The sequence below is a fragment of the Streptomyces sp. B93 genome, from assembly GCF_018070565.1.
GTDB lineage: Bacteria > Actinomycetota > Actinomycetes > Streptomycetales > Streptomycetaceae > Streptomyces.
The window spans coordinates 80885-104690 of the sequence record NZ_JAGPXL010000005.1; the positions used below are offsets into that span (position 1 = coordinate 80885).

A 23806-nucleotide genomic window follows, 5' to 3' on the forward strand; every position below is an offset into this window, starting at 1 on the left:
CCCGGCGTTCCACCCCGACCCGCAAGGAGGCTCCGATGACGTCAGCCCCCCGCACGAGCGGGGACCAGCAGCCAGCGACACCGGCGGACGCGACCCTGCCGCTGCTGCTGACCCGCAACGCACGTGACTACCCCGGCCTGCCCGCCGTGTCCTGGCGGCAGCCGGACGGCGAGTGGACGACCCGCACCTGGGCGCAGGTCCACGAGGACACCGCCCGCCTCGCCGCCGGGTACGCCGCACTGGGCGTCGGCGGCGGTGACCACGTCCTGCTGATGATGGCCAACCGCCCCGAGCACTGGCTCTCCGACCTGGCACTGGTCCGCATCGGCGCGGTCCCGGTCAGCGTCTACGGCACCGCGGCGCCCGAGCAGATCACCCACATCGCCCGCAACTGCCGGGCCAGGGTCGCCGTGGTGGAGGGCGCGGCGCAGGTGGCGGTGTGGGCGCCGCTCCTCGACGACCCCGGCACCCCGCTGGAACGGCTGGTCGTGGTCGAGCCGGACCAGGAGGGAGCGCACCTCGCGTACGCGGCCCTCCAGGACGAACCGGTCCCGGCGGAGTTCGGCAAGGCGCTGGACGCCGCCCGCCCAGACGACCCGCTGACCGTCGTCTACACCTCCGGCACCACCGGCGAGCCCAAGGGCGTCGTGCTGACCCACCGTCATGTGCTCGCCAACGCGCTGGCGCTGGACGCCGTGGTGGAGCTGCCGCCGCACGTGGACCACATCTGCTACCTGCCGTTCGCCCATATCGCCGAGCGGATGCTGGGCATCTACCTGCCCTGCCACCGGGCCTCCCATGTGCACCTGTGCGCCGACCCGGCGGGCGTCGGCGACATCGTGCGCAGGGTGCGTCCGGCGCAGTTCTTCGGGGTGCCGCGGGTGTGGGAGAAGCTGGCCGCGACCGTGCGGGCCGTGCTGTCGCTGATGCCGCCCGAGCAGCGCCAGGTCATCGACGACGCCGCGGAGGTGGCCCGCGAGTACGTCGGGTACCGCGAACGGGGCGAGACCCCGCCGCCGGAACTCCAGGAGCGCTACGACCGCTGCCGGACGGAGGTGCTGCTGCCGCTGCTGGCCGCGGGCGGCCTCGACCGGGTGACCTGGGCGGCGAGCGCGTCGGCGCCGATGCCGCTGGACGTGGTGAGGTTCTGGGCGGGTTTCGGCATCGTCATCATGGACGCCTGGGGGCTGACCGAGACCACCGGCGTCGCCACCACCAACAGCCCCCGCACCGGCTTCAGGCTGGGCTCGGTGGGCAGGCCCGTCGGGGAGGTGGAGGTCCGCGTCGCCGCGGACGGCGAGATAGAGGTGCGCGGTCCGTCCGTCTTCTCCGGCTATCTGCGCGAGGACGGGTCCGTGCGGCCCGCGGTCGACGCCGACGGCTGGCTGGCCACCGGCGACATCGGCCGTCTCGACGAGGACGGGTACCTCTGGCTCACCGACCGCAAGAAGGAGATGATCATCACCTCCACGGGGAAGAACGTCTCCCCGGCGCTGGTGGAGAACGCCCTCAAGGAACACCCGCTGATCGGGCAGGCCCTGGTGCACGGCGACAACCGCTCCTATCTCGTCGCCCTGCTGGTGCTCGACCCGGAGGCCGCACCGGCGTGGGCCACGGCCCACGGTGTCGAGGCCGGGACCGGCCTCACCGGCCTCGCCGCGCACCCGGTGGTGCGGGCCGAGGTGGACCGGGCGGTGGCCGCGGCCAACTCCCGGCTGAACCGCACCGAACAGGTCAAGCGCTACCGGCTGCTGACCGAGGAGTGGGGACCGGCGACCGGCGAGCTGACGCCGTCGCTGAAGATGCGGCGCCGGATCATCCGGGACAAGTACGGCGCCGACCTGGCCGCGCTCTACGGCGACTGAGTCCCCTTCACGTACCGGTGGTCGCCACACCCGGGCGGGGGTGGCGACCACTGTCATCGCGGTGCGGGGCCCGTCACAGGCCGTAGGTCTTGCCGATCAGGTCCCGCTGGATCTCGCTGGTGCCGCCGTAGACCGTGGAGACCACCGCGGCCCGCAGATGGCGCTCCATGTCGTACTCGGTGGCGTAGCCGTAGCCGCCCATCATCTGCATGCCCTCCAGGGCCGTCCGCTTGGCGGTCTCGGTGGCCTTGAGCTTGGCCATGGACGCCTCGCGCGGGAAGAGCCGCTCGGGCCGCGCGTCGCAGTCCGCCGCGACGTCGCGGATCAGCAGCCGGGTGCACTCGATCTCCGTGGCGAGGTCGGCGATCCGGTGCCGCAGGGCCTGGAAGGAGCCGACGGGCCGCCCGAACTGCTCGCGCTCGCTGATGTGGGCGAGGGCGTCGTCGAAGGCGCGGCGGGCCAGGCCCAGCATGTTGGCCGCCAGGAACAGCCGCTCGTAGTTCAGCCCCGCCATCAACTGCTTCCAGCCGTCGCCGACCTGACCGACGGTGGCGTCGGCGGGCAGTCGTACGCCGGTGAGGAAGACGTCGTTGACCTCGTCGCCGCCCATGGTCTCGATGCCCCGGATCGCCACGCCGGGGGTCCCGGCGGGCAGGTGGAACATCGTCAGACCGCCGTGCTTGTCCGGGCCGGTGCGGGCCACCAGCAGGATGCTACGGGCGTGGTGGGCGCTGGAGATCCAGGTCTTCTGGCCCTCGACCAGCCAGTCGCCGTCCGGCAGGCGTTCGGCCTTGCAGCGCAGCGCGCCCACGTCGGACCCGGCGCCGGGCTCCGACATGGCGATGGAGAGGACGTCGCCGCGCACGGCACCACCGAGCACCTCACGCCGCTGGACCTCGGTGCCGAACCGCTCGTAGGCCTTGGCGGCGATGACGGTGGTGATGAAGCCGCCCGCCGGGACCATGCCGTAGGCGGTCTCCTCCAGGAACAGACAGGCGTCGGCGAGTCCGCCGCCCGCGCCGCCGTACTCCTCGGGCAGGCACACCCCCAGCCAGCCCAGCTCGGCGAGCCTGCCGTACAGCCCGGGGTCGTGGGCCGTGCGGCCCCCCTTGGTCAGCGCGTCCCGTTGTTCGCGGGTGCCGCACTCGCGTCTGGCGAAGTCGCGGATGGCCGCGACGAAGTCGGACTGTTCTTCGGTGAGACGACTGCCCATGGGTTCCTCCCGAGTCCGGGTGTTACAAAGATATGCTTTCCGTCTCACAGTATCTCGACCGACGGTGTGGCGGTATCGTGAGAAGCACCATGAAGACGACTTCCGCGAACGACTCCCTGCTCGCCCGGGCCCTCGCCCAGCCCGAGACGGAGGAAAAAGTGGCGCGGCGCATCCTCGACGCCGCGCTGGAGCAGTTCACGATCTTCGGCCTGCGCCGCTCGTCGATGGACGACGTCGCCAAACGGGCCGGGGTCTCCCGCGTCACCGTCTACCGCCGCTTCCAGAGCAAGGACAACCTCGTCGAGGCCTGTCTGCTGCGCGAGGGCAGCCGGTTCTTCCAGCAGCTGGACGCCGCGGTGGCGGCCCTGCCGACCATGGAGGAACGGGTCGTGGAGGGCTTCGTGGTGGCCCTGCGGCACACCCGGGCCCATCCGCTCTTCGGCGGGCTGCTGCGCCTGGAGCCCGAGGTGGTGCTGCCGTACCTGACCGTGCAGGGCGGCCCCTCCCTCACCGCCACCGTCGACTATCTGACGGCCCATCTGCGCCGCGCCCAGCAGGCCGAGGGCAGGCCCGGCTCCGACCCCCGGCCCGTCGCCGAACTCATGGTCCGGGTCGCCGTCTCCTTCCTGCTGAACCCCACCAGCTGCATCGAGATGGAGGACGACGACCAGGCCCGCGCCTTCGCCCGCCGCTATCTGGCGCCCCTGCTGAACGCCTGACCGCCGCCGGCGGGCGCCCGGCGGTTCACCGCCGCCGGTGCAGCCCCCGGGCCAGCCGCACCGCACGCTCCCGCACGGCAGCCGGGGCACCGAACGAGGTCAGGTTCATCGGCGGGGCGAACCGCTGGACCGTCACCGACTGCACGGCCGTGAACGCACGCAACCCCTCCGCCCCGTGGATCCGCCCGAACCCGGAGTCCCTCGAACCGCCGAACGGCAGTGCCGGGATCGCCGCGAACCCGAGCACCGAGTTCACCGACACCGCCCCCGAGTCCAGCCGGGCCGCGATCGCCGCGCCCCGGCGCCGGTTCCCGCAGAACACCGCGGCCCCGAGGGCGTACCGCGAGGCGTTGGCGCGGGCCACCGCCTCGTCCACGTCCGCCACCTCGTTGATCGCCACGGTCGGCCCGAAGGTCTCCTCCGTCATCGCCGCCGAGTCCTCCGGCGCCCCGGCCAGCACCACCGGGGTGACCACCGGCCCCGACACCGACTCCGCGCCGCCCAGCAGCGCCCGCGCCCCGGCCGCCAGCGCCCCGCTGACGTGCCGCTCCACGACGGCGGTCTGCCCCGGCATGGTCATCGGCCCGTAGTGCGCGTCCGGCGCCGCGCCGGGCCTGAGCGCGCGGGCCCGCTCCACGACCCGCTCGCACAGCGCGCCGTGGACATCCCGTACCGCGTAGACGCGTTCGACGCCCGCGCAGGTCTGGCCCGCGTTGCTCAGCGCGCCCCACACGATCGCGTCGGCCGCGGCGTCCAGGTCGGCGTCCGCGGTCACGATCACCGCGTCCTTGCCGCCGCACTCCGCGAGGAACGGCGTCAGCGACTCGGCGCACACCGCCATCACCTTGCGCGCGGTGCCGGGGGAGCCGGTGAACGCCACCTTGTCCACCCCGGAGCGGGCCAGCGCCCCGCCCGTCGCCGCCGCGCCGGTGACGACGCAGAGCACTCCCGCGTGCGCGGGCAGGGTCTCGTCGAAGAGCCGGGCGAGCAGCACGCCCGTGCCCGGGGTCAGTTCGGAGGGCTTGAACACCACGGCGTTCCCGGCCGCCAGCGCGTAGCCGATGGAGCCCATCGGGGTGTACAAGGGGTAGTTCCACGGGCCGATCACCCCGATGGTGCCGAGCGGCCGGTGCACCAGCGTGGCCCGTTGGTGGGCGGCGAACAGCCCGCTGCCCACCCGGCGCCGCCGCAGTACCCGCCCGGCGTTGCGGGCCGCCCACGCCAGGTGCTCGAGGGTGAGCACCACCTCCAGTTCGGCGTCACCGTGCGGCTTGCCGGTCTCCGCCGCGATGGTCCCGGCCACGGTGTCCAGCGAGTCGGCGATCGCCCGCTTCCAGCGCAGCAGCCGGGCGCGGCGCTCGGCGTGCGACAGGGCGGCCCAGGTCGCCCCGGCGGCCCGGGCCCGGGCCACGGCCCGGCCGACCGCCTCCGGCCCGGCCACCGGGTGCTCGCCGACGGGCTCACCGGTCGCGGGCGCGTACGAGACGAAGGTCTCGGTGCGGGGTGTGGTCTGCGGGGTCGTGCCGGTCATCGGGCCTCCTGTGGCGGAACGGGTTGTCCGGGGGTCCGCGCCGGGGCCGGGACGGCGGGCGCGGACCGTGGGTCCGCCCCCTCCGCCGGGTTCTCGTCCGGGAGCGGGGTGAGCGGCCGGGACTGGGCCCAGTGCGGGCCGAGGTCGTCCAGCGTCCAGCCGAAGGGGTAGCTGCGCGGCTTGGGCCGCCGCGGCAGGAACTCGGGGCGGGGCGGCAGCAGTCGTATCAGCGCGGCGCGGGCCCGCAGGGCGCGGTGGGTGGCGGTCCGCACCCAGCGCGGCTGCGGGCGGAAGCCGAGCGCGGTGAGCAGCGGCTCGTCGAGGACGGCGAGCGAGGCGCGTGCGGCCAGCGGGCGCAGCGGGGCCGGGTACCAGTCGGTGAGGACCCGCAAGGTGGCCGCCGCGACCCTCCGGTTGGCGGGGTCGTAGGCGAACATCTCGCGTTCGTAGGCGTCGTGGAACCGCTCGAACTCCGTGTAGTCGCGCGGTAATCGGCTGATCCCCATCATCTCGCCCATGCGCCGTCCCACCAGCGCGAGACTCTCCGTCTCCGGCTCCGACAGGGGCCGCCAGCCGTACCGGTCGATCCACCGCTTGGGGCCGACCACCGTGGTCGCGAGCACGTACAGGTAGTCCTCGTTGGGGATGCGGTAGCGGCCGTGGATGCGGTTGAGGTGCCGCACGGTGGCCCGGCCGTGCTCGGAGCCGATCCCGTCGCGGACCAGCTCGTACGCCATCAGCACGGTGTCGTCGTAGCGCTTCTGTCCGGCCCGCTCGAACTCCTGGGTGCGGTCCAGGAGCCGGGAGACGCGGGGGACGCCGTAGTCGCGCAGGAAGGCGACCGAGACCCCGTTGAGGTAGTCGCGCGGGAACTCGTACTGGGTGATCCAGCGGAAGATCTGCTCGTGGTCGTGGAGCGGGTCCATCTGCTGGATGCGGCGGAGCCTGCCGTAGCGACCCATGGGCGATCTCCTGTCGGTGCGCGGGGGCGGGCGATCTCGTCGGTGAGCCGAAGATACAAAAACTATTGACTTGTTTCACGGAGGCGTCAATACTCCCGGCGCGACGAAGGCCGGAGGCGGCAGATGCCCCCGCCTCCGGCCTTCGGCCGAGCGATCCGTACGGGCGTCAGCGACCGGTCCACGAGTGCGCCACGTCCACCACCACACGGTCGGTGAGCGTCAGCACCCTGAACGGCAGCCGGGCGCGGACGCCGAGCCCGAACTGGGTGTCACCCTCGAAGCTCCCGGCGAAGCGGGCGTCCCGGAAGGTGCGGTAGCCGGTGAGGTCGACGCCCGGCAGGGGGCGTCCCGGCCGCGCCGGATAGGTGGGGGCGCCGGTCTCCGGATCGTAGGAGGGTGCCATGACCCGCACCTCCAGGACGGCTCCTCCGGCGACGGGGACGACACGCCCCGACCCGTCCTGGCGGAGCTGGGTGACGTACCGGACCCAGGAGCCGGTGCCGGTGCCCGCGCCGGGGACGTCGATCACCATCCGGTCGAAGCAGGCGTGGCGGCCGGTCCTGACGTTCCTCACCGGTGCCGTCGTGCTTGCGGGGCGGGCCTTGTCGAGGCTGCCCCAGCCGGTCGGGCACGACGTCTGTGCGACGGCCGCCGGAGCGGCGGCCTGGGCGGGAGCGGTGGCCAGCCCCAGTGTGGCGCCCATGAGCGCCAGCGTGACCCATGTTGTTCTGTTTCGTCTCATTTCGGCCCCCGACGGAGCGAAGGGTTCTGTTATCAGGTGAGACAACCCTCTTGCCTGAATGGTTGCACTACGCCCGAAGGGAGGGGTCCCTCCCTGGGGATGTCAAGGGAAGTTCCGTGCGACATGCCATTGACTGATGTTCGCGCCTGCTTCCTCGTGCACCCGTGCGCCCCCGCGCAAAGAGGATTCATGGAGCCGTACCCGGGATGGACTGGGCAGAACAAGAATTCAAGCGTCACGCCGGTGGGGGCGCCGAATTTCCGTGTGTCGACTGAGACAGGGGGTATCCGGTGACCGATGCCATGACCGGGCCGCAGCGAGTATGGACAGTGGGTACTGCGCCAGGCATATTCCCGGTCGCGGGCCACGCTATTGCCTTGTTCCGGCGCCCGCTGGACTTCCTGAATTCCCTTCCGGCGCACGGGGATCTGGTCGAAATCCGGCTCGGCCCCGTGCGCGCCTGGATGGCCTGCCACCCGCAGGTGACCCACCAGGTCCTCATGGACCCGCACACCTTCGACAAGGGCGGCCCGCTCTACGACCGGCTCCGCGCCCTGATGGGCGACGGCCTCGTCACCTGCCGCCAGGACACCCACCGCCGTCAGCGCAGGCTCCTGCAACCCGCCTTCCGCGCCGCCCGCGTCGCCGAGTACGCGCGCCTGACCGGGGTGGAGGCGCGGGCACTGTGCCGCACCTGGCGGCCGGGGCAGCGGATCGACGTCACCGCGGCCATGATGGCGCTCACCACCCGGGTGACCAGCCAGGTCCTCTTCTCCGGCTCCCTGGACGCCGAACGGTCCGCCACCGTACGCGACAGCCTGGAGGCCGTCGTCCGGGGCCTGTTCGTCCGCACCGTCGTACCCTTCGACGCCCCGTTCCGGCTGCCCACCCCCGCCAACCGCCGCTACCGCGAGGCCCTCGCCCGACTGCACGCGCTCGTCGCCGGGATCGTCGCCGAACGCGGACGGGACGGCGGCCCGCGCGACGACCTCCTGGCCACCCTGCTCCAGGCGGCCGACGGCACCGACGACGACCCCGCGCCGCTCGACGAGCGGGAGATCCAGGACCAGTTGGTCACCCTCCTGCTCACCGGCGTCGAGACCACGGCGATGTGCCTGGCCTCCGCCTTCGCCCTGCTCGCCGACCACCCCGAGGCGGAGCGCGCGCTGCACCGGGAGGCCGACGCGGTCCTCACCGGCCGGCGCGCCCCGGGCCACGCCGACCTGGCCCGGCTCGGCCACACCCGCCGCGTCGTCACCGAGACCCTGCGCGTGAGCCCGCCCGGCTGGCTCTTCACACGTGTCACGACCCGGGAGACCGAACTGGCCGGACAGCGGCTGCCCCGCGGCACGACCGTCCTGTACAGCCCCTACCTGCTCCACCACGACCCGGCCTCCTTCCCCGACCCGCACGCCTTCCGCCCCGAGCGCTGGCTGCCGGAGCGGGCCGCCGGGGTGCCGGGCGGCGCGATGCTGCCGTTCTCCGCGGGCAACCGCAAATGCGTCGGCGACACCCTCGCCATGGCCGAGGCCACCGTCGCCCTCGCGGCCGTCGCCGCGCACTGGCGCCTGCGCCACCCACCCCACCGCCGCCCCGCGCCCCCACGGCCCGCGGTGACCCTCGGCCCCCGCTCCCTGGAGATGATCTGCGAACCGCGGCGGCCCGTACCGGAGTCCTGACCCACGGAGAGGAAGGTGACCACGGTGCCAACGGTCCATGAGGGAATTCCGACCGAAGCACACGGAAATGCACGCACCGGCAGCCTCAGGGAACTCGTAGACCGAACGCTGTACATGCCTTTTCCCTTCCAGCGCCATCCCCAGGAATCCCAGGCGGAATCCGCCGTCGAAACCTGGCTGCGCACCTGGGGACTGACCGACGACCCTGCCGTGTCGGACATGATCGAGCGCACGCGCCCCGCACAACTGGCGTCCTACAACAGCCCCACCGTGGACGCGGAAATACTCCAGCTCGTCGCCCTTCAGATCGCCTACCAATTCGTCTTCGACGACGCGGCGGAAGAAGTGGGCCGCCGCCACCCCGGCCGTCTGCTGCCCATGCTCTGCGAGAGCGTGGCGATCCTCCGCGACGACCAGCCACCCACCACCGGCCTCGGCGCCGCCCTGTCCGACCTGCACCGACAGGTCCGCGAGCGGTGCACGCCGGGACAGGCGGCGCGGTGGGCCTGGAAGAGCCGGGAGTACGTGCACGGTCTGCTGTACGAGTCGGTGGCCCAGACACAGTCCGCCCCCGTGGGCGTCGGCCTGAGCTGTTCGGTGCGCTCGCTCATCGCGGGAGTCGAGCCCTTCTACCCGCTCTACGAGGCCGCTCAGCCCCGCGAACTGACCCCCGCCGAACTCCACGACCCCGCGATGCGGCGCCTGGAACGGCTGTGCGCCGACGCCGCCGTCTGGATCCCCGACCTCTTCTCCGCCGTGAAGGAGCACCGCGCGGGCGGCCTGATCAACCTGGCCCTCGCCTATCAGCGCGCGGGCCGCTACCCCCTCCCGCAGGCGGTGACCCTCGCCGTTCGCAGGATCAACCGCACGATCGCCGAGATCCAGAGACTGTACGAGGAGATCGGACCCCGGCTGACTCCCGCCGGGATCGGGTACGTGGAGGGCATGACCGGCTGGATCCGCGGCTGCTACTACTGGTCCCGCACCGTGCCGCGGTACGCGGACGCCACCGAACCGCTCGCGCTGTCCTCCAAGGGCGCTTAGCCGTCTTGCAAGGGCGCCCAAACAAGCAACGCTACCCGAAGGGCGGGCCGGGAACCCGGGACCGCTGAAATTTCACCCGTACCTGTCATCCTCACTTGGCAATGCGCTGAGGGCGCCCGCGACCCCGGCGTACGCTCGGCGCTCACCCCCGAGGACCAACGACAGGAAGCGGTACCGCACATGGTGCATGGGTCGCGGCAACCGATCGGCGCGCCTCGCTCACTGATCGAACGTCAGCTGGAACTCGAGGCGCTCGACTCCGCGCTGTCGCGACTCTGCGACTCCGGTGACGCGGTGGCACGCGCACGGCACGGCGGGCTGCTCGCGTTCACCGGCCCGGCAGGGCTGGGGAAGACGGCGCTGATGACGGAGGCCCGGGTCCGCGCCACGGCCCGCGGCTGCACGGTGCTCTCCGGCCGGGGCGGTGAGACGGCCCAGGAACTGGCGTTCCATGTGGTCCGCCAGCTCGTCCAGCCGGTCCTGGCGGCGATGGAGGAGACGGAACGCCACGCCTTCCTGGGCAGTTGGTACGACATCGTCGCCACCGCGCTCGGCCTCGAGGCCACGAACACCGACCACACCCCGGACCCGACCGGGGTCCGCGACGGTCTGGACTGGGTCATGACCCGGCTCGCGGTCAAGAACGCGCCCGTCGTCCTGCTCCTGGACGACGTGCACTGGTCGGACAGTGAGTCCCTCGACTGGCTGACCTCCTTCGCCGCGAGGGCCGCGGACCTGCCGATGCTGATCGTCGCCGCCTACCGGCCCGACGACCTGCCCGCCGAAGCGGGCGCCTTCCGCGCCCTGTTCACCGGGCACGGCGGCCGTCCCTACCCCCTGGTGCCGCTCTCCACCGCCGGTGTCGCGAGGATCGTGCGCGCTGAGGTGGGGGAGGCGGCCGGGGACGACTTCTGCCACGAGTGCTGGGAGGTCACCAGCGGAAGCCCGTTCGAGACGGTCGAACTCGCCATCCGGCTCGCCGAACGGAACCTGAAGGGCACCAAGGACGACCTGCCCGTGATGCGGGACCTGGCGTCGGCGGTCAAGGGCCCCGGACTCATCGAGCGCCTCCAGCAACTCGGAACGGCCACCTTCCGCTTCGCCCAGGCCGTGGCCGTACTCGGGACACCCGCCGACCCCGACCTCGCCGCGGGCGTCGCCGTGATCGGCGGCGCCGAGGCGGCCAGGGAGGCGACCCGCACGCTGCGCGCCGCACGGATCCTGGCCGCCGAGGCACCCGGGGGTGGCCTGGAGTTCGTGCACCCGCTGATCGCCACGGCCATCTACCGGTCCATCACCCCCAGCATCCGGGTGGGCATGCACAACGCGGCCGCGGTGTCCGTCCGCGCCGCCGGGTACGGCCCCACCGCCGCCGCGCGGCACCTGCTGGAGGTCCCCTGCGAGGGAAAGCCCGAGGCGGTCGAGTGCCTCCGGGACGCGGCACGCGAATACCTGCGCGCCGGTGCCCCGGAGGCCGCCCGGCGCCTGCTGACCCGCGCGCTCCAGGAACCGCCGCTCGCGGAGGACCGCGCCGCGCTGCTGCACGAACTCGCCGGAGCCACCTTCCTGATCGAGCCCACGGCCACGGTGGCCCACCTGAGGGAGGTGCTCGCCGAACCCGGCGTCTCGCCCGACCTGCGCGCCTCGATCGTCTACCGGCTCACCCAGGCACTCGCCCACACCGACCGGATGGCGGAGGCGGCGACCGTGGCGGCCGAGGAGATGCACAACGCCCCCAACGCCCGCATCCGGCTGCGGATGCAGGCAGACCACCTGGTCTGGAGCGCGTTCCGCACCGACGAACCCGACTCCGCCGCCCGTTCGCGCAGGCTGACCCAGCTGGCCGACCGGCTCGCCACCCGCCGGGGACTGGAGGAGCGGTACGTCCTGGGGCTGCGGGCGTGGGACGCCCTGGTGCGCGGCGAGTCCCGGCACACCGTCCTCACCTGCGCCGGCAAGGCCCTGCGCGGCGGCATGAGCTGGACCGACGAGAACCGGGGCTTCGAGGTGCCGGTGTCGGTCGCGCTGGCGTACATGTACTGCGACCAGCCGCGCCGCGCCGAGGAACTGTTCACCAAGGGCATATCCGAATGCGCGGGCAGGGGCTGGCGAGGCAGCCATCTGGCGCTGGGCCAGACCCTCTTCGGGTACATCCGCTACCGGCGCGGCCTGCTCGCGGAGGCCGAGCAGTACGCCCGCGAGGGCCTGCGCACCGCAGAACGGGTGGAAGGCGCCGTCCCCGCCCAGTGGTTCGCCGTCGGAGTACTGGTGCAGACCCTGCTGGCCCGCGGCCGGACCGCGGACGCGCGGCAACTGGCCGACAGCTACCGCTACGGCGAGGTCGTCCCGAACGCCGTCATCTACCCCGACCCCCGCACCGTCCACGCCCAGTTGCTGATAGCCGAGGGACACAACACCACGGCCGAACGGCTGCTGACCGAGGTGGGGGAGCGGCTGGACGCGCGAGGCTGGCGCAATCCGGGGTGGTGCTCCTGGCAGCTGGACCTGGCGGACTCGCTCGCCCCGACGGCCCCGGCACGGGCGGCAGAGCTGGCCCGGGACGCGGTGAAGCGGGCCCGGGACTTCGGGGCGGCGTCGGTGATCGGCCAGGCACTGCACACCGAGGCCCGGGTGACCGGGGGCCCGGCGGCGCTGGACCTCTACGAGGAGGCGGTGGAGCAGTTGCTGACGTCACCGGCCGCCTATGAGCTGGCCCGGGCCCTGGTCGGGCACGGTGCCGCGCTCTCGCGCAACGGCCGGGTCCAGGAGGCCGCCGACCGGCTGTACCAGGGACTGGAGACGGCGGTCCACTGCGGCGCCGAGGAACTGGCCGTGCGGGCGCGCAACGAACTGGCCGCCGCGGGGCTGCGCCCGCTGCCGCTGCGCTACCCGCAGACCGACACCCTCACCGCGCACGAGCGCAAGGCCGCCGAGATGACGGCGCTGGGCCACCCGGTGGCGGTGGTCGCCAAGGACCTGCGCCTCACCGAGCAGGGGGTACGACAGCTGCTGTCCGCCGTGTACCGCAAGATCGGCACGGATGCGGCCGGCCTGGCTGCCGCGCTGGAGACGTTCCCCCGGCCAAGGGCGTGACGTACCCTCGAACATAGGTGATTTCCCGTTCAATTTATGGCGAGTCAATCCACGTCCGGAGGTCGCCATGGACGTCCTGGTGCTCATCGGCCGCATCCTCTTCGTGGTCCTCTTCCTCTCCTCCGCCGTCGCCCACCTCACCCAGTCCCGCTCGATGGCCGCCTACGCCACCTCCCGGGGCCTGCCCGCGGCGCTGCCCGCCACCGTCGGCAGCGGGGTGCTGATGCTGGCCGGGGCGCTGAGCGTGGTGCTCGGTGTCTGGGCCGACCTGGGGGCGCTGCTGCTGGTGGTCTTCCTGGTCCCCACCGCGCTGCTGATGCATGCGTTCTGGAAGGAGACCGAGCCGCAGAACCGCCAGCTGGAGATGATCCAGTTCTTCAAGGACCTGTCGCTCGCGGGGGCGTCGCTGATGCTGCTCGCGTTCTTCGCGTACGCGGGTGACGACCTCGGTCTGACGATCACCGGCCCGCTCTTCGACCTCGGCTGACGCGGACCGGGCGTCGGGGGCGCGGCCCCGACGGGACGGTGCCGTTCGGGGCGGGCGGGAGCACACTGGAAGGGTGCCGTCGGTGCTCACAAGGGGGTGTCGGCCGATGCCCGGGTCACGGCGTACCAGGGTGCGGATGTGGCGGTGGCGGAGCAGTCCGCTGAAGCGGCGCTGCGATGTCATCGAGGCCTGGGTGGTGCTGCTCGGGTGGGTGTGCGCGCTGCTGGGCGGCGTACTGGCGGGGCTGGGTGCGGCGTACGCGGTGCAGGGCGCGGCCGACGGGCAGCGGGCCGAGCGCCGTCAGGTGACGGCGGAACTCGTCGAGGACGCCGGGGACCAGGTGCCGTCCCGGGTGCCGTCCGACTACCGGGTGTGGGCCGAGGTCCGCTGGACCGAACCCGACGGCGCCACCCGCACCGACGAGGCCCGGGTACCGGCGAACACCCCGGCGGGCGGTGAGGTCACCGTGTGGACCGACGGCGACGGCAGGATCACCGCGCCGCCGCTGAGCGCGGGCGAGGCCCGGCTGCACATGGCCGCGGGCGGTGTGCTGACGGCGCTGGGGGCCGGGGGGACGGTCCTGGTCACCGTATGGCTGGTGCGGCTCGGTCTGGAGCGGCAGCGGATGGCGCAGTGGGAGGCGGACTGGGAGCGGTTCGACACCCCGCGCGGCTGGAAGACCGGCTGACGGCGTCCCGCTCCGGGCGCCGGGTCCCCGGGGCAGGACGGGGGAGCCGTCAGGCCAGGGCGAAGTACCGCAGCCACACGTACGCGGCCGCGAGACCCACCGTGGCCGTCGTGACGACCAGGCCGTACTTGGTGAACTGCCAGAAGGAGATCGGCTGGCGGCTGCGCTCGGCGATGCCGAGGACGACCACGTTGGCGCTGGCGCCGATCGCGGTGGCGTTGCCGCCGAGGTCGGCGCCGAGCGCGAGGGCCCACCACATGACGTGGTCGCCGTCGCCGCCCATGGAGGTCACCAGGTCGGAGGTGATGGGGGCCATGGTGGCGACGTAGGGGATGTTGTCGACGATGCCGGACAGTACGGCCGAGGCGCTCAGCAGGATCATGGACCCGCCGAGTTCGTTGTCGCCGATGGCGTCGGCGAGGGTCTTGGAGATCTCGCTGATCACTCCGGTCTCGATGAGGCCGCCGATCATGATGAAGAGTCCGGCGAAGAAGGCCAGGGTGGGCCACTCGACCTCGCGCAGGACGTCTCCGGTCTGCACGCTGGAGACGGCGACGAGGAGTCCCGCGCCGAGGAGGGCGACGACGCTGGGCTCGTAGTGCAGGACGGGGTGCAGCACGAACCCGGCGACCACTAGGGCCAGCACGACCAGGCCCTGGACGAGCAGCCGGGGGTCGTGGATGGCCTCGCGCTCCTCCAGCGCCATGACCTCGGCGGCGCGCTTCTCGTCGTAGCGGAAGGACTTGCGGAACAGGAAGCGGCACAGGGCGATCAGCACCAGGATCAGCACCGCTGACAGCGGGGCCATGTGCACCAGGAAGTCGTTGAAGGTCAGCCCGGCTCGGCTGGCGATGATGATGTTGGGCGGGTCACCGACCAGGGTCGCGGCGCCACCGATGTTCGAGGCGAGGACCTCGGCGATCAGGAAGGGCGCCGCGGGCAGCGCCAGCCGTTCGCACACCAGCAGGGTCACCGGGGCGATCAGCAGCACGGTGGTGACGTTGTCGAGCAGCGCCGAGGCCATGGCCGTGATCACGATGAGCATGACCATGACCCGGAAGGGCCTGGCCTTGGCCCGTTTCACCGACCAGATCGCCAGATACTCGAACATGCCGGTCTTCTTCAGCACTCCGACGATCATCATCATGCCCAGCAGCAGGAAGATGACGTTCCAGTCGACGCCCGAGTGCTCGGAGTAGAAGGCCGACTTGTCGTCCGTCGCACCGATGGCCAGCATCAGCGCCGCGCCGCCGAGGGCCGCGGCCACGCGGTGGATCTTCTCGCTGATGATCAGGGCGTACGCGCCGACGAAGACGACGATCGCCGCCCAGCTGTGCCAGTCGTTCACGATTCTCCGACGTGTCGTGTTGTCGGGCGGCGGCCGGATCGGCCACCGCCCGTCCGTACGGGGGGCTGGTGCGGACGCCTCAGGCGTCGACCCGCGCGGCCTTGTCCCCCGGTGAGCGGGGTGCCGGTGTGCCGCCGTCCACTCCGGCCAGGTCCTCGACGTCGAAGAGACGGGCGATCGGTACGTCGGTCGAGCTGTGCGCCACGATCGAGAACGCGATGCACACGGCGATGAGGGTGAACGCCTCCTCGCCCTGCGGGATACCGGCCTGGAGGACCAGCAGCCCGTACACCACCGACGCGAAGCCCTTCGGCCCGAACCAGGCGGCGACCAGCTTCTCCTGGCGGGTGAAACGGGTGCCGAGCAGCGACAGCAGCAGCGACGCCGGGCGGATCAGCACGATGGCCAGGACCACGGCCACATAGCCGCCGACGGACAGGTCACCGAAGAGCGACGGCGTCAGCAGCGCGCCGAACACCAGCAGGGCCGCGAACTTGGCCAGCTCCGCCAGCGCCTCGCCCAGCGGCTCGAACGCCTCCTTGGCCTCCGGCGAGTAGGCGGTGAGCACGGCACCCGCGGAGAACGCCGCCAGGTAGGGGTTGGCGTGCGTCAGATGGCAGGCGGCGTACAGGATCACACCGATCGCCAACGGCAGCAGCGGCTGGAGCTTGGGCTCCGCGCCCAGCAGCCGGAACCGGACCAGCGCGATCACCGCCAGCGGCAGCACGACACCGAAGACCAGGCCGAGTACCAGCTCCAGCAGGATCATCGGCAGGTCGGACTCCACGTGCCCCCGGGTCGGCCCGGCCGCGGCGATGAAGATGAGGACCACCGGCAGGGCGAGCCCGTCGTTGATGCCGCTCTCCACGTTCAGCAACTGCCGCAGCTTCGCCGGGACTTCCTTGCGGCCGACGATCGCCGAGGCGAACACCGGGTCGGTGGGCGCCAGTACGGCACCGACCAGGAACGACGTCGTCCAGTCCAGGCCCACCAGGAAGTGCGTGATCAGCGCCATGCCGATGAACGCGAGCGGCATGCCGAGGCCCAGCGCGCGGGCCGGGTTCCGCCAGTTCTCGCGCAGCTTGGGGAAGGAGACGTGCATACCGTCGGTGAACAGCACCGCGAACAGCGCCAGGTCGGCCGTGACCGACACCATCTCGCTCTCGGGGGTGATGTGGATCAGCCCGAGGAAACCGTCGCTGACGAGAGCGCCGCCCACGAGGAAGAGGAACGACGTCGACAGCACGGTCCGGGCGGCCAGACCTGACAGCAGCACCGCTATGAGCAGCGCCACCCCGAAGACCACGACGAGCACCATGACCCGGACCCCCGCATCGACAAAGAGACTTCCGTCAAGACCGCCGACCAGGCTTCCCGGCACACCGCTGGGAACCCTACACCGCCTTTACGCGGCATTGACAGGGGGTCTTCATGCACTGAGAGGCCGTCTTCGTTGCCGGATTCCGGCATGCTGGGCGTCCCGGGTGCTGCCGCGCGGGGGCCTCAACGGCGGGGCGCCCGGGGCGGCATGCTGCCGTCATGGTCAGCGTGACGCACACGGTCCTCCTCGAAGCCGTGCCCCGTATCTGGTTCCTGAAGGCCCTCGCCGAACTGCGCGAACTCGCGGAGACCAGCCGGGTCGAGCACGGGCGGCTGGTCCTCGCGGACGGCGCCGTCGTCCCGGACGTACGACTGGTGACGGGACGGCACCTGCGCCCCGGGGCCGTCTACCGCGACGACGAGGAGACGGCCCGGGTCACGGTCCGCGCGTGGGACCGGCGCGGTGTGCGGCTCGGCATCGACGGCACCGGTCCCGACGGCAGCGTCCGGCTCGACTGCGCGCTGCGCGGCCTGGACCGCCCGCGCCTGCTGGAGGTGACCGGCGAGGCCGCGGGCACGGGCGCCTGGCCGAGCCTCCAGAGGGCCCGGGGCCGGGCCCGGTTGCGCCCCGAGGACTGGTGGGCGGCGCTCGAGGGCGGGCGCCCGTCGAACGGGGTGCCCGCGCGGGTCTGCGTCGACCACCGGCTGGCCCGTGCCGAGGTGCGGGCCGTGCCCGTGCGCACCGACTTCGACGGCCGCTGGGAGGTCCGTGTCACCGTTACGCTGCGCGGCCGCGGCCTCCTGCGCCCGCTGACCGCGATCGTCCTCGGGCTGGCCGGGGGACGGATGCGGCAGGCAGTCGTCCAGGGCCTGGACGAGACGGCCGCGCAGTGGAACGAGCAGGTGCCCCAACTCGTCGCCCAGGACCCGGCGGAACTGCGGAAACAGCTCCCCGACGACCTCGCTCCGAGTGGCTGACCGGCATACAGAACCCGAGGAACACTGCCGGGAACCGGCAATGCGCACCGGCCCCTTGACCGGACAGCATGGGGCGACGGCAGGCACGACGGACCGTGCCGATGCCGTATACCGGCAGTGCGGGGGAAAGGGGGGCGGGGACCATGCGGACGTTCGTGGAAGCCGCGACGGGCCTGCCCACCCTCCTGTTCACCACCGCCCTGGTCGTCGTCGCGTGCTTCTGGCTGCTGGTCGGCCTGCGGCTGACCACCGTCGACACCTTCGACGCGGACGCGGACCTGCGCGCATGGGGACTTGGCGGCGTCCCGGTCGCCGTCGCGTTCTCGCTGCTGACGGCCATCGCCTGGGGCCTCGCAGTCGGCACCACGCTGCTGCTGGCCGACTTCGTCCCCGCGGGCGCCGCGGCCGGGCTGCTGCGGCTGGCCACTCCGGCCGGTGCGCTGCTCGTCGCCTGGCGGACGACCCGCCTGCTCGTCCGCCTGTCCCGCCGTCACTTCCCGGAGGAACGGGACCCTGAGCTTCCGGCACGGCCCGTCTCCGACGGCGGGGTGACGGGCGGACCAGGGGCGGACGGCGCGCGTCGCACGGGCGGCGAGATCGCTCGACGTACGGGGGATGCGGCCGCGTATCGCCCGGTCGACGGGACGGATCGACGTACGGATGATGCGTCCGCCCCTCGCCCAGGGGGCGGGACGGCGCGACGTAGGGGCGAGGGGACCGGCAATCGCTTGGGCGACGGGACCGCTCGAGGCACGGGCGGTGTGTCCGCGCCACGCACGGGCGACGTGCCTGCGCCAGGCAGGGGCGACGTGCCTGCGCCAGGCAGGGGCGATGTGCCCGCGCCACGCACGGGCGGTGGGACCGCGCCACGCACGGGCGGCGGAACAGGTCAACGCTCCGGCGATACGGCCGCATACCGCACTGCCCCTGCCCCCGCCCCCGCCCCACCGGCCCCCCGGCCCGCCGCGCACGGCCACCGCCGCGCCGCCTGACCGACCACGCGCGCCGCGAATCGGCGCACTACCGCTCCCACCCGGCCGTTCCGGCACCGCATCGCATCGCACCGCACCGCCGACCGGCCGTCGAAGGCCCTGCGCCCGCCCGGCCTTCCTGACTTCCTGAGAGGGACCCGCATGACCACCGGCCTCCTGGACACCGGTTCCTACGAGGTGCTGCGCGACCGGCTCACCGCCGAGGCCCGCGAACTCGCCCGGCGCGCCGAGCAGCTCAACACCCGCCGTGTGGAGGAGTTCGGCGCCACCCGGCTCGAACTCACCGGAACCGGACGGCTGCACACCGCGCAGCCGTGCCTGCCCCGGGACGTCGTCGCCATCGGCGACCGACTCCTCCTCGGCCGCAACGCCACCCCCGCCCACGAGGCGGAGCCCGCCGTCGCCGACGTCCTCGGCCTCTACGACCGCGACCTCGAACCACTGCCCGAGGACGCCGTCCCCGGACTGCTCGACGACCCCGCCCTCGTCCGCGAGTTCCAGGCCCTGCACCGGTACTACCGGCAGGCCAGGCTCCTCCAGCTGCGCCGCGTCGACGGCAGGCTGCTGGCCGTCTTCCAGACCGGCGAGAAGGCCGCCGACATCCGCGTCCTGCGCTGGGCCGTCGCCGACGACGAGTCGGTGACCTTCCTGGACGCCCGCGGCGAACGCGACCACGTCCTCCCGCCCGCCCACGACGTCGAGTGGACCGCGACGACCCGCGAGGACCACGTCCTCGGCCGCCACCCCCATGTCGCCGTCCAGGGCGAGATCTACGTCGACACGCTCGGCGGCACCCTGACCGTCAAGGCCGTCGACGACACCGAGACCGGCGAGGGCATCCACGCCGAACCCGTCGACGAACCCCTCCAGTCCCTCGCCGACGCGGACATCGCCCACGCGCGCGTGGGCGCCCTGATCCTGCTGCGGGTCCGCCCCTACAAGGAGACCGCCGACCGCTACCTGGTCTTCAACACCCTCACCAGGACCGTCGTCCGCCTCGACGGCATCGGACAGGCCTGCCGCCGCCTCCCCGAGGACCAGGGCATCGTCTTCCCCGGCGGCTACTGCCTCGCCAGCGGCACCCACAAGACCTACGACCTCGACACGACCGACCTGGAGTTCGAGCGGGAGGTGCGCTCACCCAACGGCGAGGACGTGCTGTTCGCGTTCCACGCGCGCGTGAGCGGACGCAGCCTCCTCCTTCCGTACAACATGATCCGCAAGGAGGTCGCCACCCCGCTGTCCTGCCACGGCTGGGCCCTCTTCGACGACGGCACCCTGATGGTGCTGCGCACCGAGGGCGACGAACCCGCGCGCGTGCACCCCCTCCAGCTGTGGAACTCCCCGTACGTCTCCGACACCCACGCCGCCGCCACCCCCACCGGCGACGGACCGCTCGCCCGGATCGGCAACGCCGACCTCGTCCGCGGCATCTCCGACTGCCTGTCCCTCGCCCGCACCGCCGCGGACACCACCCCCACCACCGAGATGTACCAGGCGCTGATCGCCGCCTGCGCCCGCACCACCGACGCCCACCACTGGCTCGGTGACCCGGAACTCGGCGACCCCCGCACCCCGTTGACACGGCTGCGGGACACCGCCGAGCAGGTGCTGGCCGAGTTCGAGACCGTTCGCGCCCTCACCCGGCAGGCGGCCGACGCCCTCGACGAGGCCGACGGCCGGATCGCCGCCGTGGTGCGCCGCCTCCGTGGCGAGGCGCCCCGCGAGGCCACCGCCTGGGTGACCGGGCTGACCGAACTGCGGCACGCGCTGGGCCACCTGACGACCTGCAAGGAGATGCGGTACGCCGACACCGGCCGCATCGAGGAGCTGACCGCCGCCGCCGAGGCCGACCTCGCCGCCTTCGGCCGCCGCGCCGTGGCCTTCCTCGCCCGCGAGGACGCCTTCACCGCCCACCACCGGGATGTCGAACAGCTCGTCGCGGACGCCGAGGCCGTCACCACCGTCGCCGAGGCCGCGCCCGTCGCCGCCCGGCTCGACGAACTCGCCGACTCCCTGCACACGGTGACCGAGGTCGCCGGTGGCCTCGACATCGGCGACACCACCGTCCGCACCGCCGTCCTGGAGCGCGTCGCCGAGGTCCTCGGCGGCGTCAACCGCGCCCGCGCCACCCTCGACGCACGCCGCCGCAGCCTCCTCGACCAGGAGGGCCGCGCCGCCTTCGGCGCCGAGTTCGCGCTGCTCGGACAGGCGGTCGCCGGTGCCCTCCAGGCCGCGGGCAGCCCCGAGGAGTGCGACGAGCAGCTGGCCCGGCTGCTGGTCCGGGTGGAGGACCTGGAGTCCCGGTTCGCCGAGTTCGACGACTTCCTCACCGAACTCGCCGACCAGCGCGCCGAGGTGTACGAGGCGTTCTCGGCCCGCAAGCAGTCCCTCGCCGACGCCCGCGTCCGCCGCGCCGACCAGCTCACCGCCTCCGCCGACCGCATCCTCGCCACCGTCACCCGGCGCGCCGCCACCCTCCCCGACGCGGACGCCGTCGCCGCCTACTTCACCTCCGACCCGATGCCCGCCAAGGTCCGCCGCATCGCCGGAGAACTGCGCGAGGCCGGGGACCAGGTCAGGGCCGAGGAACTCGACGGCCGCCTCAAGGCCGCCCGGCAGGAGGCCGTCCGTGCCCTGCGCGACCGCACCGACCTCTACGGCGACGACGGCCGCACCATCCGCCTGGGCCGCCACCGCTTCGCCGTCAACACCCAGCCCCTCGACCTCACCCTGGTCCCGGACGGCGACGGCCTCGCCTTCGCCCTCACCGGCACCGACCACCGCACCCCCGTCACCGAAGCGGCCTTCCCCGGCCTCGCCGCCACCCGCCCCTACTGGGACCGCCACCTGCCGTCGGAGTCCCCGGAGGTGTACCGCGCCGAGCACCTCGCCGCCCGGCTGCTCGCCGAGCACGGCCCCCAGGCCCTGACCGACCACGACGACCTGCCCGCCCTGGTCCGCGACGCCGCGCGGGAGGCGTACGACGAGGGCTACGAGCGGGGCGTCCACGACCAGGACGCCACCGCGATCCTGACCGCCGTGCTGCGGCTGTACGACGGTGCCGGGCCCCTGCGCCACGAGCCCGCCGCCCGCGCCGCCGCACAGCTGTTCTGGGCGCACGGCACCACCACCGAGGCCCGCGCCGACTGGCGGCGCCGCGCCGTCTCCCTCGCCCGCGCCCGCGACACCTTCGGCCCGACCCCCGCGCTCGACGCGCTCCGCGCCGAACTGGCCACCGCGATCGACGACTGGGGCCCAGGACCCGCACCAGCGGCCGCCGCCTACCTGTTCGACGAGCTGACCTGCGGCCCCGACGGCTTCGCCGTCAGCGCCGCCACCCGCACCCTCCTCGACAAGTTCCGCCGCACGGTCGGCACCCCGGCCTACGACGACGACCTCGCCGCCCTCGACGACCTCACCGCCCGCCGCCAGCTGGTCGAGGCGTGGCTCACCGCGTACGCCACGGCCACCGGCACCGAACTCACCCCCGGCGACCTCGCCGAGGCCGTCGCCGCCGAACTCTGCCCCGACCTGCCCCGTTACACCCACGAGGCACCCCTGACGGCCACCGTCGAGCACCTGCTCGGCAGCCACCCACGGCTCACCGGCCGCACCCTGACGGTGCGGATCGACGAGTTCCTCGCCCGCACCCGTGCCTTCCGCGAGCGGGACACCCCGGCCTTCCGCGCCTACCAGCGCCGCCGCACCGAACTCGTCGCCGCCGAACGCGCCCGGCTGCGGCTGGACGAGCTGCGCCCGCGCGTGATGTCGTCGTTCGTCCGCGGCCGACTCGTCGACGAGGTCTACCTCCCGCTCATCGGCGACAACCTCGCCAAGCAGCTCGGCACCACCGGCACGGACAAGCGCACCGACACCGGCGGCCTGCTCCTGTTGCTCTCCCCGCCCGGATACGGCAAGACGACCCTCATGGAGTACGTCGCCGACCGCCTCGGCCTGATCCTGGTCAAGGTCAGCGGCCCGGCCCTCGGCCACACCGTCACCTCCCTCGACCCCGCCGACGCCCCGAACGCCACCGCCCGCCAGGAGATCGAGAAGATCAACTTCGCGCTCGCGGCGGGCAACAACACCCTGCTGTACCTCGACGACATCCAGCACACCTCGCCCGAACTGCTCCAGCGGTTCATCCCGCTGTGCGACGCCACCCGCCGGGTCGAGGGCGTGTGGGAGGGCGCCCCGCGCACCTTCGACCTGCGCGGCAAGCGGTTCGCCATCTGCATGGCGGGCAACCCCTACACCGAGTCCGGCGGCCGTTTCCAGGTACCGGACATGCTCGCCAACCGGGCCGACGTGTGGAACCTCGGCGATGTGCTGACCGGCAAGGAGGACGCCTTCCACGTCAGCTTCGTCGAGAACGCCCTCACCTCCAACCCGGTCCTCGCGCCGCTCGCCGGGCGCGACCGCGCCGACCTCGACCTGCTGATCCGGCTCGCCGAGGGCGACCCGGCGGCCCGCGCCGACCGGCTCACCCACCCCTGCACCCCCGCGGAGCTGGAGCGCGTCCTCGCCGTGCTGCGTCATCTGCTCACCGCCCGCGAGACGGTGCTCGCGGTCAACGCGGCGTACATCGCCTCCGCCGCCCAGTCGGACGGCACCCGCACCGAACCGCCGTTCCGGCTCCAGGGCTCGTACCGCACCATGAACAAGATCGCCCAGCGCCTCCAGCCGGTGATGAACGGCGCCGAACTGGCCGCCGTGCTCGACGACCACTACACCGCCGAGGCCCAGACCCTCACCTCCGGCGCCGAGGCCAACCTGCTCAAACTGGCGGAGCTGCGCGGCACCCTGGCCCCCGCCGAGGCCGAGCGGTGGGCGGAACTGAAGGCCGCCCACGTCCGCACCCGTCTCCTCGGCGGCCCCGACGACGAGCCCCTCACCAAGGCGATCGCCGCTCTCGGCCTTCTCGCCGACCGGGTGGCGGCGGTCGAGTCCGCCATCACCCGAGCCACCGACCCCCGCAACGCCCTGCGGCGCCAGGCCCGGTGACGGAGATGTCCGAGCAGACCGCCCCTCCACGGCGCCGGGCGGTACAGCGCACCCGGGGGCGCGGGGAACTGCGCGACCAGCCCCCCACGAGCCGCACCCGGCGACGAACCGCACAGCCCCCCACTCCGGACCGCCACC

At 73.0% G+C, this 23806-nt stretch carries 16 protein-coding genes; 10 read left to right on the forward strand and 6 right to left on the reverse strand.

What is annotated here, in order from left to right; all coding sequences use genetic code 11:
* Positions 1-35 precede the first annotated feature (35 nt).
* The gene (locus tag KBY47_RS06725) at positions 36-1865 is read left to right on the forward strand and encodes a long-chain fatty acid--CoA ligase (protein ID WP_210920019.1); all 1830 of its coding nucleotides are present in this window, start codon (positions 36-38) and stop codon (positions 1863-1865) included.
* Between the two features lie 73 nt (positions 1866-1938).
* Here KBY47_RS06725 and KBY47_RS06730 read toward each other — a convergent pair whose 3' ends face one another.
* Positions 1939-3078 carry an acyl-CoA dehydrogenase family protein gene (locus KBY47_RS06730; RefSeq protein ID WP_210920020.1) on the reverse strand — a complete coding sequence of 380 codons (1140 nt, stop codon included), beginning with the start codon at positions 3076-3078 and terminating at the stop codon, positions 1939-1941.
* Positions 3079-3167: 89 nt separating this feature from the next.
* On the opposite strand from KBY47_RS06730, the gene KBY47_RS06735 reads away from it, so the two are divergent.
* Positions 3168-3797: a TetR/AcrR family transcriptional regulator gene (locus KBY47_RS06735; protein WP_210920021.1), complete on the forward strand. Its 630-nt coding sequence runs from the start codon at positions 3168-3170 to the stop codon at positions 3795-3797.
* Between the two features lie 25 nt (positions 3798-3822).
* Here KBY47_RS06735 and KBY47_RS06740 read toward each other — a convergent pair whose 3' ends face one another.
* The 3 genes from KBY47_RS06740 to KBY47_RS06750 all read right to left on the reverse strand — a co-directional run bounded on the left by KBY47_RS06740 (position 3823) and on the right by KBY47_RS06750 (position 6993).
* A complete protein-coding gene (locus KBY47_RS06740) occupies positions 3823-5328 on the reverse strand; it encodes an aldehyde dehydrogenase family protein (protein ID WP_210920022.1) in 1506 nt (501 codons plus the stop codon).
* A complete protein-coding gene (locus KBY47_RS06745; RefSeq protein WP_210920023.1) occupies positions 5325-6290 on the reverse strand; it encodes an oxygenase MpaB family protein in 966 nt (321 codons plus the stop codon). Before KBY47_RS06745 ends, KBY47_RS06740 begins: the two co-directional genes overlap by 4 nt.
* Before the next feature lie 166 nt (positions 6291-6456).
* The gene (locus KBY47_RS06750; protein WP_247694320.1) at positions 6457-6993 is read right to left on the reverse strand and encodes a hypothetical protein; all 537 of its coding nucleotides are present in this window, start codon (positions 6991-6993) and stop codon (positions 6457-6459) included.
* 416 nt (positions 6994-7409) lie between these two features.
* Between KBY47_RS06750 and KBY47_RS06755 the strand changes: the two genes are divergently transcribed.
* The 5 genes from KBY47_RS06755 to KBY47_RS06775 all read left to right on the forward strand — a co-directional run bounded on the left by KBY47_RS06755 (position 7410) and on the right by KBY47_RS06775 (position 14023).
* Positions 7410-8711: a cytochrome P450 gene (locus KBY47_RS06755; RefSeq protein WP_247694321.1), complete on the forward strand. Its 1302-nt coding sequence runs from the start codon at positions 7410-7412 to the stop codon at positions 8709-8711.
* 114 nt (positions 8712-8825) lie between these two features.
* Entirely contained in the window at positions 8826-9755 is a 930-nt protein-coding gene (locus KBY47_RS06760) for a (-)-alpha-amorphene synthase (protein ID WP_210920025.1), read from the forward strand.
* A 180-nt stretch (positions 9756-9935) separates the two neighbouring features.
* Entirely contained in the window at positions 9936-12848 is a 2913-nt protein-coding gene (locus tag KBY47_RS06765; RefSeq protein WP_210920026.1) for an AAA family ATPase, read from the forward strand.
* 67 nt (positions 12849-12915) lie between these two features.
* The gene (locus KBY47_RS06770; RefSeq protein ID WP_210920027.1) at positions 12916-13335 is read left to right on the forward strand and encodes a DoxX family protein; all 420 of its coding nucleotides are present in this window, start codon (positions 12916-12918) and stop codon (positions 13333-13335) included.
* A gap of 106 nt (positions 13336-13441) precedes the next feature.
* On the forward strand, positions 13442-14023 hold the full coding sequence (locus KBY47_RS06775) for a hypothetical protein (RefSeq protein WP_210920028.1): 582 nt from the start codon (positions 13442-13444) through the stop codon (positions 14021-14023).
* A 49-nt stretch (positions 14024-14072) separates the two neighbouring features.
* Here KBY47_RS06775 and KBY47_RS06780 read toward each other — a convergent pair whose 3' ends face one another.
* Positions 14073-15371, reverse strand: a complete 1299-nt coding sequence (locus tag KBY47_RS06780; protein WP_210920029.1) for an ArsB/NhaD family transporter — start codon at positions 15369-15371, stop codon at positions 14073-14075.
* Between the two features lie 79 nt (positions 15372-15450).
* Positions 15451-16689: a sodium:proton antiporter gene (locus KBY47_RS06785; RefSeq protein WP_210920030.1), complete on the reverse strand. Its 1239-nt coding sequence runs from the start codon at positions 16687-16689 to the stop codon at positions 15451-15453.
* A 221-nt stretch (positions 16690-16910) separates the two neighbouring features.
* Between KBY47_RS06785 and KBY47_RS06790 the strand changes: the two genes are divergently transcribed.
* The 3 genes from KBY47_RS06790 to KBY47_RS06800 all read left to right on the forward strand — a co-directional run bounded on the left by KBY47_RS06790 (position 16911) and on the right by KBY47_RS06800 (position 23668).
* On the forward strand, positions 16911-17669 hold the full coding sequence (locus KBY47_RS06790; RefSeq protein WP_210920031.1) for a hypothetical protein: 759 nt from the start codon (positions 16911-16913) through the stop codon (positions 17667-17669).
* A 143-nt stretch (positions 17670-17812) separates the two neighbouring features.
* Positions 17813-18661: a hypothetical protein gene (locus tag KBY47_RS06795; protein ID WP_210920032.1), complete on the forward strand. Its 849-nt coding sequence runs from the start codon at positions 17813-17815 to the stop codon at positions 18659-18661.
* A gap of 141 nt (positions 18662-18802) precedes the next feature.
* Positions 18803-23668 (forward strand): DNA repair ATPase, encoded by a 4866-nt coding sequence (locus KBY47_RS06800; RefSeq protein WP_210920033.1) that lies wholly within the window; start codon positions 18803-18805, stop codon positions 23666-23668.
* Positions 23669-23806 lie beyond the last annotated feature (138 nt).

Coding starts and splice junctions, on each gene's coding strand:
- KBY47_RS06725 (WP_210920019.1), top strand. CDS start 36: ATGACGTCAGCCCCCCGCACGAGCGGGGACCAGCAGCCAGCGACACCG.
- KBY47_RS06740 (WP_210920022.1), bottom strand. CDS start 5,328: ATGACCGGCACGACCCCGCAGACCACACCCCGCACCGAGACCTTCGTC.
- KBY47_RS06735 (WP_210920021.1), top strand. CDS start 3,168: ATGAAGACGACTTCCGCGAACGACTCCCTGCTCGCCCGGGCCCTCGCC.
- KBY47_RS06765 (WP_210920026.1), top strand. CDS start 9,936: ATGGTGCATGGGTCGCGGCAACCGATCGGCGCGCCTCGCTCACTGATC.
- KBY47_RS06730 (WP_210920020.1), bottom strand. CDS start 3,078: ATGGGCAGTCGTCTCACCGAAGAACAGTCCGACTTCGTCGCGGCCATC.
- KBY47_RS06800 (WP_210920033.1), top strand. CDS start 18,803: ATGACCACCGGCCTCCTGGACACCGGTTCCTACGAGGTGCTGCGCGAC.
- KBY47_RS06790 (WP_210920031.1), top strand. CDS start 16,911: ATGGTCAGCGTGACGCACACGGTCCTCCTCGAAGCCGTGCCCCGTATC.
- KBY47_RS06745 (WP_210920023.1), bottom strand. CDS start 6,290: ATGGGTCGCTACGGCAGGCTCCGCCGCATCCAGCAGATGGACCCGCTC.
- KBY47_RS06795 (WP_210920032.1), top strand. CDS start 17,813: ATGCGGACGTTCGTGGAAGCCGCGACGGGCCTGCCCACCCTCCTGTTC.
- KBY47_RS06760 (WP_210920025.1), top strand. CDS start 8,826: ATGCCTTTTCCCTTCCAGCGCCATCCCCAGGAATCCCAGGCGGAATCC.
- KBY47_RS06785 (WP_210920030.1), bottom strand. CDS start 16,689: ATGGTGCTCGTCGTGGTCTTCGGGGTGGCGCTGCTCATAGCGGTGCTG.
- KBY47_RS06775 (WP_210920028.1), top strand. CDS start 13,442: ATGCCCGGGTCACGGCGTACCAGGGTGCGGATGTGGCGGTGGCGGAGC.
- KBY47_RS06770 (WP_210920027.1), top strand. CDS start 12,916: ATGGACGTCCTGGTGCTCATCGGCCGCATCCTCTTCGTGGTCCTCTTC.
- KBY47_RS06750 (WP_247694320.1), bottom strand. CDS start 6,993: ATGGGCGCCACACTGGGGCTGGCCACCGCTCCCGCCCAGGCCGCCGCT.